The following is a 14,152-nucleotide window of genomic DNA, read 5'->3' as shown; positions in this document are numbered from 1 at the left end:
TAGTGCCCCGATCGGTAAGGTCGTCCTAACAGTTCAGTAACGTCGTCCTAATAGCTCGGTAAGGTCGTCCTAACAGCTCGGCAAGGTCGTCCTAACAGCTCAGTAACGTCGTCCTAATAGCTCGGTAACGTCGTCCTAATAGCTCGGTAAGGTCGTCCTAACAGCTTGGTAACGTCGTCCTATTCCGATGTGAGGGTCATCCCTTCTACTTATATAGGGTTATTTGTGCTTGTAGGAAGACATGCCGGAGGTTGTTACCTCATCATTCGAAGAGGCTCCGTAATTTTCGAGAGAGGATATGCCGGAGAGATCTCCCCGTACAGACTCGGAAGCATTGATCTTTACCGATGCCGTGCCACTAACGGATACTTCGGTACGTTGGGTAATGAAATCGGATGCATCACAACCAACAGCTCCGCTGCATGAGAGCGTAAACTCCTCGCCGGAGCCTTTCAGTTTGATACCGGAAGCTCCCGAAGCGTTTATATCCAATGCTTTGAGACGGCCGGTGAGGTTTACAGAAGAAGCTCCCGACAGGTCCAGATCGAGCCGGTCGCCGGTAAGCTCTCCCTCCACATTCAGTGCACAGGCACCGGACATCTCCACTGCCTTGAGGGTGGGTGAACCGACCGTAATGACGATCTTCCCGTCGTGGATCGAATAGCGGTCTTTGAGTCGGATGGAAAGTTCGCCATCCGTCACTTCCGTGACGATGTATTCCATCAGATTGGGTGCTGCCTCGATGGTCAGTCCGTCAGTCGGAATACCGGCTTTGTAGTGGATGTTGAATGCATCCTCGACATCGATCTTGTCGAATGTACCGATGTTGCGAGTCTCCGTGATGGCATCGCCCTTGGGGGTGATTGTTTTGCCTTTGTTGTCGAATTTGATATTGCATGCACCGGCTATCAGTGCTGTGCCTATGAGACCGACAAGGCCGGCGAAAATCTTTTTTCTCATTGTATGGTGTTTTTTTACAGTGTTTCTTGATCAATTGCCGGTAGGATTTCCTTGTCCGCCACCCTGCTGTCCTTGGGATGAGGTCTGCTTGAGGTCGTCATTGACGATCGTACGCTGTACCTTGCGCACTTGTGTATTCATCTTACCGAAGCTATAGGTGAGGCTGAGGGAAACACTCCGTTGTATACCGGCATTTTCCGAATAAATAGTAAATCCATTGCCAATGGTCCGGCTCTTCCATGTCGAATACTTCGCATGAATGTTGTTTGCGCTCAGCGAGACTCTCAATTTTTTGTCGAAAAGCTGTTTGGCTATACCGATATTGTTGAATACATTGCCATCATACTTCGTCTGGTAGCTTCTTCCCCCATGATAATAACCTCCGAAGAGATTCACAGTCCAATCCTTCGGCAGGGTGAACATCAGGCCTGAGTATACCATGCCGGACCATGAATTGACATCAATGCCGAGTGCTTCGCTCTTTTGGAATGTGCGATCGATATTTCCGTTGAGCATAATCCTGACCCATACGGCCGGCGTGTACATGGCATAGGTATTCAAGTTGAAAGAATGCTCTCGTCCGATATTGCCATAGGTCTGGTGGAACAGATTGGGATTGGCCGGGTCGGAGAAGGTGTAATTCTGGATGGCGTTGTTGCAGAAATCGTAGTCGAGCGATGCTGTAAGCATGACCTTGGCTCCGTATTGATTATAGGAGAGACCGACGTGGTGACGCTTCTCCGACTTTAGGTCGGGATTACCATACTGTACTTGATAATCGTTGGTCTGTAGCCGGTAGGGATTCAGTTGGCCGATTGCAGGACGTTGGATTCGGAAGTTATAGGCCAGCTTGAGCTGCTTCATGGGCGAGGGGGTATAGCCGAGCGTGAGCTGTGGCACCCAGTCGAACGAGTTGTGGGAGAAATCTGCTGCTGCGTTTTCGGGAAAGAGTGCTTTCAGCCTGCTGCTTTCCACTCGGAGGCCGGTTTGCAAAGAATACTGATCCTTACGATAGTTGTAGCCGGCATAGGCTGCTCCGATGTATTGATCGTGGCGGAATTTTCCGTTCGACGGATTCTGTGCATATAGGGAGCCGGGCTGCCACGGAGCATCTTCGGATGGTCGTATCTCATAGAGCGGATCGCTCATGGCATGACGATAGATGTACTTCAGCCCTGCTTCCAAAGAATGTGCTTGTCCTAAGGGACGTGTATAGTCCACTTGTGCCGTATGTTCGTCCATGCCCGCATCGGATTTGGAGTGCTGGCCGGCGTACTGGATCGTATTAGCTGTATTGAGCGGATCGCGCTTCCATTGGTCAATGAAGGTCTCGCTATTATTAGGATTGTGAGTGAAGCGGTAGGAAACGGTGAGCAATTCGCCCGGCAGGCGAGTGCTGTGCTGATAGTCGGCATTGAGCTCGTATGATCCGGCATCCATCTGTGTTTTGAGTTTTCTGTCTATGTAGGACATGAGGTTGCTGCCGACAAAGCTTTTTTCTACGCTGTTCCGGTCGGTGGTCATCTCCCAAAGGCGTACATTGCCGCCCACCGTAAAGAGATTGAGCGAATCTATCTCGAATGAGAGGAGGGCATTGCCGAAGTGTCCGCCAAAGGTTTCTTGCCCTTTGCCTTCTTCTATCGTTTGGAGCATGGATGTAGTACGTTCGGTAAAGTAGCGAGAGCCCTTGTTTTTGCCACCGTAGTAGTTATAGTTGGTAGTCAGCCCGACTTTGCCGGACTTGGCCGTCAGAAAGATACTACCGTTGGCTGTGGGATTGTTGCTGACACTGGCCGTGATGGAACCTGAATATCCTTCCAGCTTCTTACCTTCTTCCGTGACGATGTTCAGGATGGCACTTGTGCCTTCCGCATCGTACTTTACACCTGGATCGGTGATGACCTCCACCCGTTTGATCGTATGGGCAGGAATGGAGCGAAAGACCTCCTTCGGGTTGCTGCTCACCATGGTCGAGGGCCTGCCATTGAGGTGGATTTTGAAGTTGGAAGATCCTTTCACCTGGATATTGCCCTGACCATCCACTGTTACCAAAGGAACGTTGCGCAGCATTTCGAGCAGGTTGTTCGTCTTGGCTGCGGGGTCATCTTTCATATTATAGGACAGGCGGTCTATCTCCATCTTCACCAGTGGTCGTGCTGCCGATACGGTGACGGTGGAGAGTTGTTTGTCCTCGGATTCGAGCGAAATATCGACAGCTTTGATGTCCCGCTGTCCATTTTCCCGACTAATCTGCATGGTATGGGTTTTCATACCTACAAACGAAGCTGTCAGGTGATAGGAGGGAGCTGCCGGTAGGCCTATGACGAAGTAGCCGTTGCCGTCAGTCACTTGTCGGAACACCTGTGTGGTATCTGCTCCTGCCGGCCGGATGCTTACAGTAGCATAGGGCACCGATTCGCCGGAGGAGGCATCCTTGATCGTACCGGATATGTGTACATCGAGGGTATTGTTCTGTGCCATCAAAGAAAGTATGGACAGAACGAATAGGAAAGATGATAAAACGATTCGTTTCATTGCTTGGATGATTGTTGGTTTATTGTGTATGTATCGGCTGTTACCTGTTGCAAACACTTTAAGTTTATTGCTTGTGAATAGTCTGTAGTCGAACTCCTTTCCCTTATCAGAATGCTCGGAAAGAAGGGCTAGGAGAGAGGGGGTCTTCCGCTCCGCCCCCATTGGCGGCGACTCGCGCAATGCCGCAACGGGAGCGGATAAAAAGGCAACGCATATAGTCTATGAATTATTCTCTGTTTGTTTGTCCCATTCGGATTGGAGGGTGTCGAGGCCTATACCGAGGAGTTTCATCTCGCTGAATAGGGCCGGTACCACCTCTTCTACGAATTTCTTGCGTCGAGAGGCAAGGATCTCTTCGCGAGCGTTGGGGTTGACAAAGTAGCCGAGTCCGCGCTTGTTGTAGATCATACCTTCCATTTGCAGGCGTTCGACAGCTCGCATCGCTGTGTTGGGATTGACCTCCATCTGTTCGGCCAATTCGCGGACAGATGGTACTCTTTCGTCGGCCGAATATTCGCCGGAGAGAATCCTGTCCTTGATCGTGTCCGATATTTGGAGGAATATGGATTGTGCTTGAAGTATAGCAGTCATTTCAGTTGTCGTCTTTGAAGGTTGATAAAGGATAAAACGAATAGGCACAAGCCGATACCGCCGAAGAAAAGAGCAGTGAAAAGATCTTCTCCGTACAGGTTCAGATTGGATGTCAGTATGCCGAACAAAATCGTTTCACCTCCCATAGTCAGGAGGAAAGCCACGGTAGCCATGGTGAGTTTTCGGACACTAACGGCGAAGTAAATACCTGCTGACAGTACATTGAACAGAATGACGGCCCCCGGCCAGTAGAGATCCAAGAATCCGGATGAAAACCACCCATAGCCTGCTGATGTCTGCCAGATATAAGGCGCATAGTACGATGCTTCCAAGACAGCGGGGTAGAGGAGTACCTCTATCGTATAGGCTATTTGGTTTACAACAGCGGCTACCAACAGTGCCAATATCCCCTCTATCAGTATAACGACGAACTTTGCTGTGGCAGAAGCCGGTATTAAGGTATAGGTGACGGTGTCGGACTTATTGACCCGGCCTTGTACGATTCGGAATACGTAGAAAGCTACGCAAACGAGGGTCAACGGCCAAAGGTCAAAATGCGTTCGATCCTTTACCGAGAGAGGATTTAGCTCATCTCCTATGTGCAATAGCATCGTCAGACCTACGAGTGCTCCCAGTAGAGCCAACAGGAAAAATAGAGTATTGCGTCCCTGTGTACACCACTCCATGCGAAGGAGCAGTCCTATACGCCCGAGAAAGGAGGGCACAGTTTTATGTTGATTCTGTGTAGTCGTCATCGTAGCTGTCGTTTTTTCAGTGAGAAATAGGATAGGATATAGAATAGTATCGCTGCCAATCCTAATGTGATCAGCTGGTAGCTCCATATCTCGGGGGAAAAAATAACATCCATAACTTCTCTCTCATTTATGGAATTGCTGTATTCGATATAGGATAAGCGTGCTACCATTGCGGGCAATACGACTACTGAGGAGAAAATACCCAGCACGGCATTGAGTCCGATATGGGCAAGAATGGACTGAGTGGTGCCTCGTACATTGATGCAGCACCAAAGAGCCATGGCTATGCTACAGAAAGCACCCACGATATTGTATAAGATGAAATAGAATCTCAGGGAACTAACGATTTTTGCAGCCCACTCTGCTTCTTCGACCGATACAATGTGTTCTATGAAGAAGAGATTCATCCACAGCTCATATAGGGCTGTCCATGTACTTGGAAGCAAGATGCCCAAGAACAATATGGCCATAGCCAAAAGAACGATAGTCCATATGAACGGAAACAGAAAAGAAAGCAGAAGTACCACGTATTTCTCTCCCACAGAAGCCGGTATGATTGTATAGGCTATGGTCTTGGAGTGATTGACTTGTCTTTGAATGGCGATGTAAGTATAGACCATCGTCGTCATTAAAAACAATGAACTGAAACCAAATATATATCCTGACAATCCTTCCACTGAGATAGGCCTATTGATACTGACAGATATAAGGATGGCAATAGCAAGGGCTACTACACAGAGTGTGCCGGTTACGGCCAGAATGTTTCTCTTCTGAGTACCCCATTCCATCGCAAAGAGGAGACCGATGCGCTGCCAGACATTTGTCGGCCGGCTGTTTACTAATGCAGTCATAGTGGTAGTAGCTTTAGCGATTCAACACGCGATTAAACACCTCTCTTTCGGCTATCATGCCGTTGAAAAACAGCTCCATGGAGAAGGGCGTTTCTTCTCCGGTGGTATTCTCATACACACCCACTTCGCCCATTGTAGAGCCTTCCTTATATATAGGCTTATCGCCCGGTACCACTTGGCGGAAGGCAAATCGCTCGCTCAGTTCGGCTACGGACCTGTTGCAGACGATGGCATTCTTGTCCATCATTACGATGCGATCGATGATCTGCTCCAGATCGCGTACCTGATGTGTACTGATAATGACCGTTTGCTCCTCCGTTATATATCGTGCCATCAGGCGGCGGAAAGCACTTTTGCTCGGAATATCCAGCCCGTTGGTCGGTTCGTCCATCAGCAAGAGTGGTGTACGAAGAGAGAGTGCCAATGCGATGACAGCCTTTTTCTTCTGTCCCTGCGATACCTTGCCGAGCTTCATGTCCCAGTTCAGGTCGAAAGCGATGATGATTTCCTGAGCTACTTCGGGTGAGTAGGAGGGATAGAAAGGAGTGATCATACGGAAGTAATCCCTGATCGTAACATTCGGGCAGGTCACTTCCTCTTGCAGCAGGAACACTTTTGACAAAAACTTCACCGAGCGGTGTCGTGGGTCTTCCGTCAATACTGTCAGATTGCCATCCTTTCGGAGTAATTGGCCGCATAGGAGTTTCAGTAGCGTAGTCTTTCCCTCCCCGTTTCGTCCGAGCAGTCCCGTAATACTCCCTTTCGGCAGGTCGAGGTTTAAGCTTTCGAAAAGCGACCTTTGTCGCGGATAGCTGAATCTGATGTTTTTTGCGTTGATCATTGTTTTATTCTGTTTTTGTTCGTTTTCTGTTTTTTTACTCTTATATCATGCTGTCTCTTTTGGTGTATGCTACTCATCGAGTCTATATTGGCAAGATGTTTTTTGTTTCTCTTTTCCTTTTTTGCGATGCTTTTTTCTTGTTTGACTTCTTTTTCCTCTATATTACGTTCGTCTGATTTTGGATTCTATTGCTTAATAATCAGTAATTTAAACTATATAGACATGCTGTATTAGTCTGATAGTACACCGCAAACATAGCTTACTTGTCCGAATTGACCAAATATTCAGCGAAAAATTTTGGACTACCTATCGGAATTCGATGCTCTCACCCACGCAAAGAATAGCAGCGATAGGGTCGGAATGACATTAATGGCCGGAGCGTGTGGAACATCAACACAGGCTTGCGATTTACTATAAGAGACCTTTGAACCCAGATTTGTCTTTAGGTCTTACTTTTTTAATGACGGCCATTAGCGATTTTTAGCGGTAATTCAACTCTACATTGACCGAAAAACGAACGGAATACCGGCTATATGCAGAGATTGAAAAAAAGATCGTAGGCCTGCGGTATTCATTGCAATGTGCTAATTATTAGCATATTATGGATAATCAAGGTAAGACGAGAATGACCTTAGTGTAACATAGGATCTCTAATACATTTCGTGCTTATTTTGGACAGAGCATCATCAGGCTTATATGTGTGTTAACGCTTCAAATGCGATTGCCCTGTCGGATAACAAAGAAAAGTTTGTTGCACTTACTATTGTAATTACAGCCAAGGAGTTCGGGAGAATTCCTTGGCTGCAGTGGGGCGAAGCTTTGTCTGAAAAACGGGCTTCTGCGGAATGAATCGGGATAGGGGTAGGGCTTTGGCCTAAGAGCTTCAGCCCGATCGAATACGACTGTTCAGCCCTTTTCCGAAGTTGGAGCCTCTACCACTTCGCCGAAGAGAGTAGCCGAAGAAGCATCCTTGATCCGTACATAGATGTATTGTCCCACGCGGTGACCGTTTTTATCGAAGATCACCACCTTATTTTGCTGAGTGCGACCGAATAGCTGTTCGCGCGATCGTTTGCTGAAGCCCTCTATCAGCACTTCGAAAGTCTTGCTTATGTCCCTCTTGTTGCTCTCCTCGCTCAGGCGATTCTGGAGGGCTATCATCCGATCCAGACGGGCGAGCTTTACCTCTTCGAGTACATCGTCCACAAGGTGGCGAGCAGCATAAGTACCCGGCCGTTCGGAGTATTTGAACATGAAGGCAGAGTCGTAACCTACCTCTTCCATCAGGCTAAGGGTTGCTTCGAAGTCTTCCTCCGTCTCCGAATGGAAGCCACAGAAGAGGTCGCTGCTGATGGCGCAGTCCGGTATAGCCCGGCGGATGGCTGCTACCCTGTCGAGATACCACCGGCGCGTATAGCCGCGCTTCATGACGCGGAGCATCTTGTCGCTTCCGCTCTGTGCCGGCAGGTGTATATGATTGCAGATATTGCGGTATCGTGCCATGACGGCGATGGCTTCGTCATCCATATCCTTGGGGTGAGGAGAGGTGAAGCGTATGCGCATGTCGGGCACAGCTTCGGCCACTGCTGCGAGCAGATCGGGGAAGCGGATGATCCGCCCGTTTTGTTCGTATCGGTAGGAGTTTACATTCTGCCCCAGCAGCGTTACCTCGCGGAAATTCTTGGCTTTCAGATCCCGCACTTCGTTGAGGATGCTTTCTATTTCGCGGCTTCTTTCTCGGCCTCGTGTGTAGGGTACGATGCAGTAGCTGCAGAAGTTGTTGCACCCACGCATGATGGAGACGAATCCGTTGATATGTACGCCACCCATTTTGAGCGGCATCACATCTTTATACGTTTCCTGCATGGATAGTTCCACATTGATGGCTTTCTCTCCCTGTTCTGCTGCTCCGACGAGGTTCGGCAGGTCGAGGTACGAGTCGGGGCCGGCCACCACATCCACGTGATGTTCGCGGATCAACTCCTCCTTGACGCGCTCGGCCATGCAGCCCAATACCCCGATAACGAGACGGGAAGAAGCCCGTCTTTTCTTTCGTAGCGAGTGGTAATATGCCAGCCGGTTCAGCACTTTCTGCTCGGCATTGTCCCGTACCGAACAGGTATTGACCAGGATCGTATCCGCCTCATCCACGTTGTCCGTAAGGCTGTAGCCGTCCATCTGCATTACGGACGCTACCACCTCACTGTCGGCTACGTTCATCTGGCAGCCATAGGTCTCGATGTAGAGCTTGCGCTCTTGTTTGTTCTCGGCGGATTTAGAGTCCGCTCCGATTTGTTCGATCATGCTTGTATGTTATATCAAATTGTCGTATTATTTCGATTATTACCGACAAAAGTTTGTAAAACTACTTCGTGCTCATTATGTTTGTGATGGAAAAGTAAGATTTTTCATAGTTAAGGTTTTGGTTAATTTGGGAAGGAGTGAGTCGTGAGACTCGCTCCTTTTATGTTCTGATACTCTTGTCTATCGTCTCTTGTCTGAATTTATCGTTATTTTTCCCTCTATATGAAAGAGTTTCAGTATTTTCGCAGGCAACAAAGTTAATCGATTTCAACAACAACCAATTAAGCAATAATAATACGTACTATGGCTCTAAGATTTATCACTGCAGAAGAAGCAGCGGAGTTTGTGCATCACAACGACAATGTCGGCTTTAGCGGTTTTACCCCTGCAGGCAACCCTAAGGTAGTACCTGCGGCAATAGCCAAGCGAGCTATTGCAGAGCATGAAAAAGGCAATCCCTTCAAGATCGGTATGTTCACCGGTGCCAGTACCGGTGCTCGGTTGGACGGTGTCTTGGCACAGGCCGATGCTGTGAAGTTTCGTACTCCATATCAGTCCAATAAGGATCTGCGCAATCTTATCAACAATGGCAGCACTTCCTATTTCGATCTTCATCTCTCTACCTTGGCTCAGGATCTGCGCTATGGCTTTTACGGCAAGGTGGATGTGGCCATCATAGAGGTGGCAGACGTTACCGAAGACGGTAAGATCCTGCCTACTACAGGTGTAGGTATCCTGCCTACTATTTGCCGTCTGGCAGACCGAATCATCGTGGAGCTTAACGACAAGCACCCCAAAGAGATCATGGGTATGCACGACTTGTGCGAACCTCTCGATCCGCCTGCCCGTCGTGAGCTGCCTGTCTATACTCCTTCGGATCGTATCGGCAAGCCTTATGTACAGGTGGATCCGGCCAAGATAGTCGGTGTAGTGCGTACGAGCGAACCTAATGACGAGAGCGATTTCGCACCCCTTGACCCTGTAACGCAAGCTATTGGGGACAATGTGGCTGCTTTCCTCGTGAGCGAAATGAAAGCCGGACGAATACCCAAAGATTTTCTTCCCCTGCAAAGCGGCGTAGGCAATGTGGCTAATGCCGTACTGGGAGCGTTGGGTGACAATCCCGATATTCCGGCTTTCAACATGTACACAGAGGTAATTCAGGATGCCGTTATCGCTCTGATGAAGAAAGGACGCATCAAGTTCGCCAGCGGATGTTCGCTCTCTGTGAGTCGCTCCGTGATACAGGACATCTACGCCAATCTGGATTTCTTCAAGGACAAGATCCTCCTTCGTCCGCAGGAATACTCCAACAATCCCGAGATCGTCCGCCGGTTAGGTGTTATCACCATCAATACGGCTCTCGAAGCGGATATTTTCGGCAATATCAACTCTACGCACGTTAGCGGTACGCGTATGATGAACGGTATCGGAGGTTCGGGCGACTTCACTCGCAACAGCTACGTCTCCATCTTCACTACACCGTCCGTTATGAAGGACGGCAAGATCAGTTCTTTCGTCCCGATGGTGGCGCACCACGATCATAGCGAGCACTCCGTGAAAGTCATCATTTCCGAATGGGGCGTTGCAGACTTGCGAGGCAAGAACCCACGCGAGCGTGCTCATGAGATCATCGACAAATGTGTGCATCCCGACTATCGTCCCCTCCTTCGTCAGTATCTGGAGCTTGGAGTCAAAGGACAAACACCCCAGAATTTGGACTGCTGCTTTGCCTTCCATCAGGAATTGGCCAAGAGCGGCGACATGCGCAATGTACGCTGGGAAGACTACATGAAGTAATCGGTCGAGCGAGGACGCTTGTGCCGGATTTGTGATGTACAAGCGCGAATAAGATTCCGACATTTCTGTCAGATACTAAGGCACCCGCCCGAGTTCGGTCGTGAACTTGGGTAGGTGCCTCTTTTTATTTCATCGGTCGAAGAGGCCTTTTCGGCCTCTCGTTTTATATATAAAACACTTTACAATCTATATATTAAATGAAAACGATTTATATATAAATCGAAAATGATAAATATATAAATCGAATTCGTTCTATATATAAATCGTTTCCCAATCTCTTTTCGCTGTCTTCCGATCTCTTTTCAGCGGTTTCTCCTCTTCCTTTCAGTCGCTTATTTAGAACCATTCCAAACTTCTCTTCATTGTTGAAAACTTTTTTGGCGCAAGATTTAATGCTTGCCGGAAAGCAGTTTTGCCTGTTATGAGATCGAAAATCATAAAAGATCCCTTGTGCGAATAAGGCTTTCTTTGCATATTTGCACTTGTGAAAACCAATTTATTAATAGTAGATATTAAGACTCTGCACTTATTATGAATGAGGAGCTACCAAAAACTATCACCTCAAGACAACTTGTCAGGATGCTGAAAGATGCTTCCGGAGAATCCAAAGGGATGAAATTCTGTTTCTTGATAGGGGCAGGAGCATCCATGTCTTCCGGCATTCCCACCGGAGCAGATTTGGCAAGGAAATGGATCCAGGAGATAGAAGAGGATTGCGGTAAGGACGATTTTGCGAAATGGAAGAATAAGGTTCAAATTTCAGAGGACAACGTGGGAGAGTTCTATCCGCAGATCTATGAAAAACGTTTTGGCCATATTCCTGAATCCGGTTACGATTGTATTAGACATTATATGGAGGGTAAAGAGCCATCCCTTGGCTACCTTATTTTGGCTAATATCATGGTGAGGGAAAAGCACAATGTGGTGATCACGACCAATTTCGACAATCTTTTGGAAGATGCCATTCGTACTTATACGAAGGAAAAACCTTTCATCGCCGGGCATGAGGCTTTGGCCGGTTATGTGCCCAAACGTAGCGATAGGCCTATTATTCTGAAGGTCCATCGGGATTTGTTCTTCCATCCCTTTTCTGATCGGGAGCATACCGGAACCATACAAAAAGCCTGGGAAGACATATTAGATAGATTCCTTTCGGATTATTTTCTGATTGTGCTTGGCTATGGGGGAAATGACGAAAGCTTAATGGACTATTTCACATCGCTCAATAATCGGAAGCAGATTTATTGGTGTGTATACAATCCTGGAGAAGAGCCATCTAATCAAGATTCAGAAAACGATCTTTCTTGGCGAGAGCATCTTTGGGGTAAACTCTCTTCAAAAGCTCGAAACATACTGAATCCTAATGATTTTCTGATAGCAATAAATGGATTTGATATATTTATGTACGATTGTTATGCTGCATTAGGGTATAAATTTCTTGATGGAATAGAGGAAATAAAAAGACCTAATCCAATGCATGAGCTATTAGAGGCGACTTATCGACGTCTTGAGAATATTAATGCACAAAGAAAAGAAATCTCAGAGATAAAAAGGAGTTTGTCACAGGAAACCTCAGCATCATATCACAATGTTTTGTCCGGTGCTTTGAGCTATTTGTTTGACGCAAATCAAGAGACAGATATAGACAAGAAAGACAAGATCTACCAAGAAGGTATTGCCAAGTATCCTCAAGATGCGAATCTATTGGGAGATTATGCCAATTTCTTACATACTATTCGTCACGATTACGACCAAGCCGAGATGTATTACAAGCAAGCATTAGAGGCAGATCCGAAGAACGCAATTACTCTTGGCAATTATGCCGTATTTTTAAATAATATTCGCCACGCTTACGACCAAGCCGAGAGGTATTACAAGCAAGCATTAGAGGCAGATCCGAATCATGCGAATACTCTTGGGAATTATGCCAATTTCTTATGTAATATCCGTCACGCTTACGACCAAGCCGAGGTGTATTACAAGCAAGCATTAGAGGCTGATCCGAAGAATGCTAATGCCCTTGGGAATTATGCCTCATTCTTACATACTATTCGTCACGCTTACGACCAAGCCGAGGCATATTACAAGCGAGCATTAGAGGCAGATCCGAATCATGCGAATACTTTTGGGAATTATGCCAATTTCTTATGTAATATTCGTCACGCTTACGACCAAGCCGAGGTGTATTACAAGCAAGCATTAGAGGCAGATCCGAATCATGCGAATACTCTTGGGAATTATGCCTTATTCTTACATACTATCCGTCACGCTTACGACCAAGCCGAGACATATTACAAGCGAGCATTAGAGGTAGGTCCGAATCATGCGAATAATCTTGGGAATTATGCCTCATTCTTACATGATATTCGTCACGCTTACGACCAAGCCGAGGCGTATTACAAGCGAGCATTAGAGGCAGATCCGAAGAATGTAGTTACTCTTGGGAATTATGCCAATTTCTTATGTAATATTCGTCACGCTTACGACCAAGCCGAGGTGTATTACAGGCGAGCATTAGAGGCAGATCCGAAGAATGCAGTTACTCTTGGCAATTATGCCGTATTCTTAAATGATATCCGCCACGATTATGACCAAGCCGAGAGGTATTACAAGAAAGCATTAGATGCTGATCAGAAGAATGCTAATGCCCTTGGCAATTATGCCGTATTTTTAAATAATATCCGTCACGATTACGACCAAGGCGAGAGGTATTACAAGAAAGCATTAGATGCTGATCCGAATCATGCGAATACTCTTGGGAATTATGCCTCATTCTTACATACTATCCGTCACGCTTACGACCAAGCCGAGGTGTATTACAAGCGAGCATTAGAGGCAGATCCTAATCATGCGAATACTCTTAGAAATTATGCCTTATTCTTACATATTATTCGTCATGCTTACGACCAAGCCGAGGTGTATTACAAGCGAGCATTAGAGGCAGATCCTAATCATGCGAATAATCTTGGAAATTATGCCTTATTCTTACAGGATATTCGTCACGCTTACGACCAAGCCGAGTCGTATTACAAAAGAGGATTAGAGGCAGATCCGAAGAATGCGAATAATCTTGGGAATTATGCCTTATTCTTAAATAATATTCGTCACGATTACGACCAAGCCGAGACGTATTACAAGCGAGCATTAGAGGTAGATCCGAAGAGTGCCAATAAGCTTGGCAATTATGCTCATTTTCTCATTACGTGTCGGGGGGATTTCAAACGTGCTGATAGCTTGATTCAGCAAGCATTCGAGAATGCCGATAATGACGAAGAGACGAAACCCTTGCAGGCCAAGTTATGGTTCTACAGATATGCGCACTATTACGAGGAATGGGGTGCCGAGGCGGAAAAAGAGCTGGCGGCTTTGCTGAATGCCGGAGCGAAATCCATCGGCTGGAACTTGGCCCCGGATATAGAGCTGGCTCGGAAAAACCGGCATCCACATATAGAGCAGGTGGAAGCCTTTGCCAAGGCATTGACTGAGAAAGCATAGCAGGCTTTTGACAGCACTTC

9 protein-coding genes are annotated in these 14,152 nt (G+C 47.2%); 2 read left to right on the top strand and 7 right to left on the bottom strand.

Translation table 11 applies throughout. The features are described from left to right. Nucleotides 1-219: 219 nt before the first annotated feature. The 7 genes from PGN_RS06435 to miaB all read right to left on the bottom strand — a co-directional run bounded on the left by PGN_RS06435 (nucleotide 220) and on the right by miaB (nucleotide 8,837). Nucleotides 220-960: a GIN domain-containing protein gene (locus PGN_RS06435; RefSeq protein ID WP_012458207.1), complete on the bottom strand. Its 741-nt coding sequence runs from the start codon at nucleotides 958-960 to the stop codon at nucleotides 220-222. A 30-nt stretch (nucleotides 961-990) separates the two neighbouring features. Continuing rightward, nucleotides 991-3,495 carry an outer membrane beta-barrel family protein gene (locus PGN_RS06430; protein ID WP_012458206.1) on the bottom strand — a complete coding sequence of 835 codons (2,505 nt, stop codon included), beginning with the start codon at nucleotides 3,493-3,495 and terminating at the stop codon, nucleotides 991-993. Between the two features lie 219 nt (nucleotides 3,496-3,714). After that, nucleotides 3,715-4,086: a GntR family transcriptional regulator gene (locus tag PGN_RS06425; protein WP_012458205.1), complete on the bottom strand. Its 372-nt coding sequence runs from the start codon at nucleotides 4,084-4,086 to the stop codon at nucleotides 3,715-3,717. Beyond that, nucleotides 4,083-4,841, bottom strand: coding sequence for a hypothetical protein (locus tag PGN_RS06420; RefSeq protein ID WP_012458204.1), 759 nt, complete (start codon nucleotides 4,839-4,841; stop codon nucleotides 4,083-4,085). The genes PGN_RS06425 and PGN_RS06420 overlap by 4 nt, the downstream gene beginning before the upstream one ends. Beyond that, complete coding sequence (locus tag PGN_RS06415) at nucleotides 4,838-5,692, bottom strand: hypothetical protein (RefSeq protein ID WP_012458203.1); 855 nt, start codon at nucleotides 5,690-5,692, stop codon at nucleotides 4,838-4,840. The genes PGN_RS06420 and PGN_RS06415 overlap by 4 nt, the downstream gene beginning before the upstream one ends. A 13-nt stretch (nucleotides 5,693-5,705) precedes the next feature. Beyond that, nucleotides 5,706-6,533 carry an ATP-binding cassette domain-containing protein gene (locus PGN_RS06410; protein ID WP_012458202.1) on the bottom strand — a complete coding sequence of 276 codons (828 nt, stop codon included), beginning with the start codon at nucleotides 6,531-6,533 and terminating at the stop codon, nucleotides 5,706-5,708. Between the two features lie 906 nt (nucleotides 6,534-7,439). After that, nucleotides 7,440-8,837, bottom strand: coding sequence for a tRNA (N6-isopentenyl adenosine(37)-C2)-methylthiotransferase MiaB (gene miaB, locus PGN_RS06405; protein WP_012458201.1), 1,398 nt, complete (start codon nucleotides 8,835-8,837; stop codon nucleotides 7,440-7,442). Nucleotides 8,838-9,140: 303 nt separating this feature from the next. Between miaB and PGN_RS06400 the strand changes: the two genes are divergently transcribed. Together PGN_RS06400 and PGN_RS09955 are read left to right on the top strand one after the other, a co-directional pair. Beyond that, nucleotides 9,141-10,637, top strand: a complete 1,497-nt coding sequence (locus tag PGN_RS06400; RefSeq protein WP_004584250.1) for an acetyl-CoA hydrolase/transferase family protein — start codon at nucleotides 9,141-9,143, stop codon at nucleotides 10,635-10,637. Nucleotides 10,638-11,168: 531 nt separating this feature from the next. Then, nucleotides 11,169-14,132 carry a tetratricopeptide repeat protein gene (locus PGN_RS09955; protein WP_012458200.1) on the top strand — a complete coding sequence of 988 codons (2,964 nt, stop codon included), beginning with the start codon at nucleotides 11,169-11,171 and terminating at the stop codon, nucleotides 14,130-14,132. Nucleotides 14,133-14,152 lie beyond the last annotated feature (20 nt).

Source organism: Porphyromonas gingivalis ATCC 33277, assembly GCF_000010505.1.
GTDB lineage: Bacteria > Bacteroidota > Bacteroidia > Bacteroidales > Porphyromonadaceae > Porphyromonas > Porphyromonas gingivalis.
The sequence above is the reverse complement of the archived record's forward strand: the minus strand, read 5'-3'. Positions and strand labels throughout refer to the sequence as shown.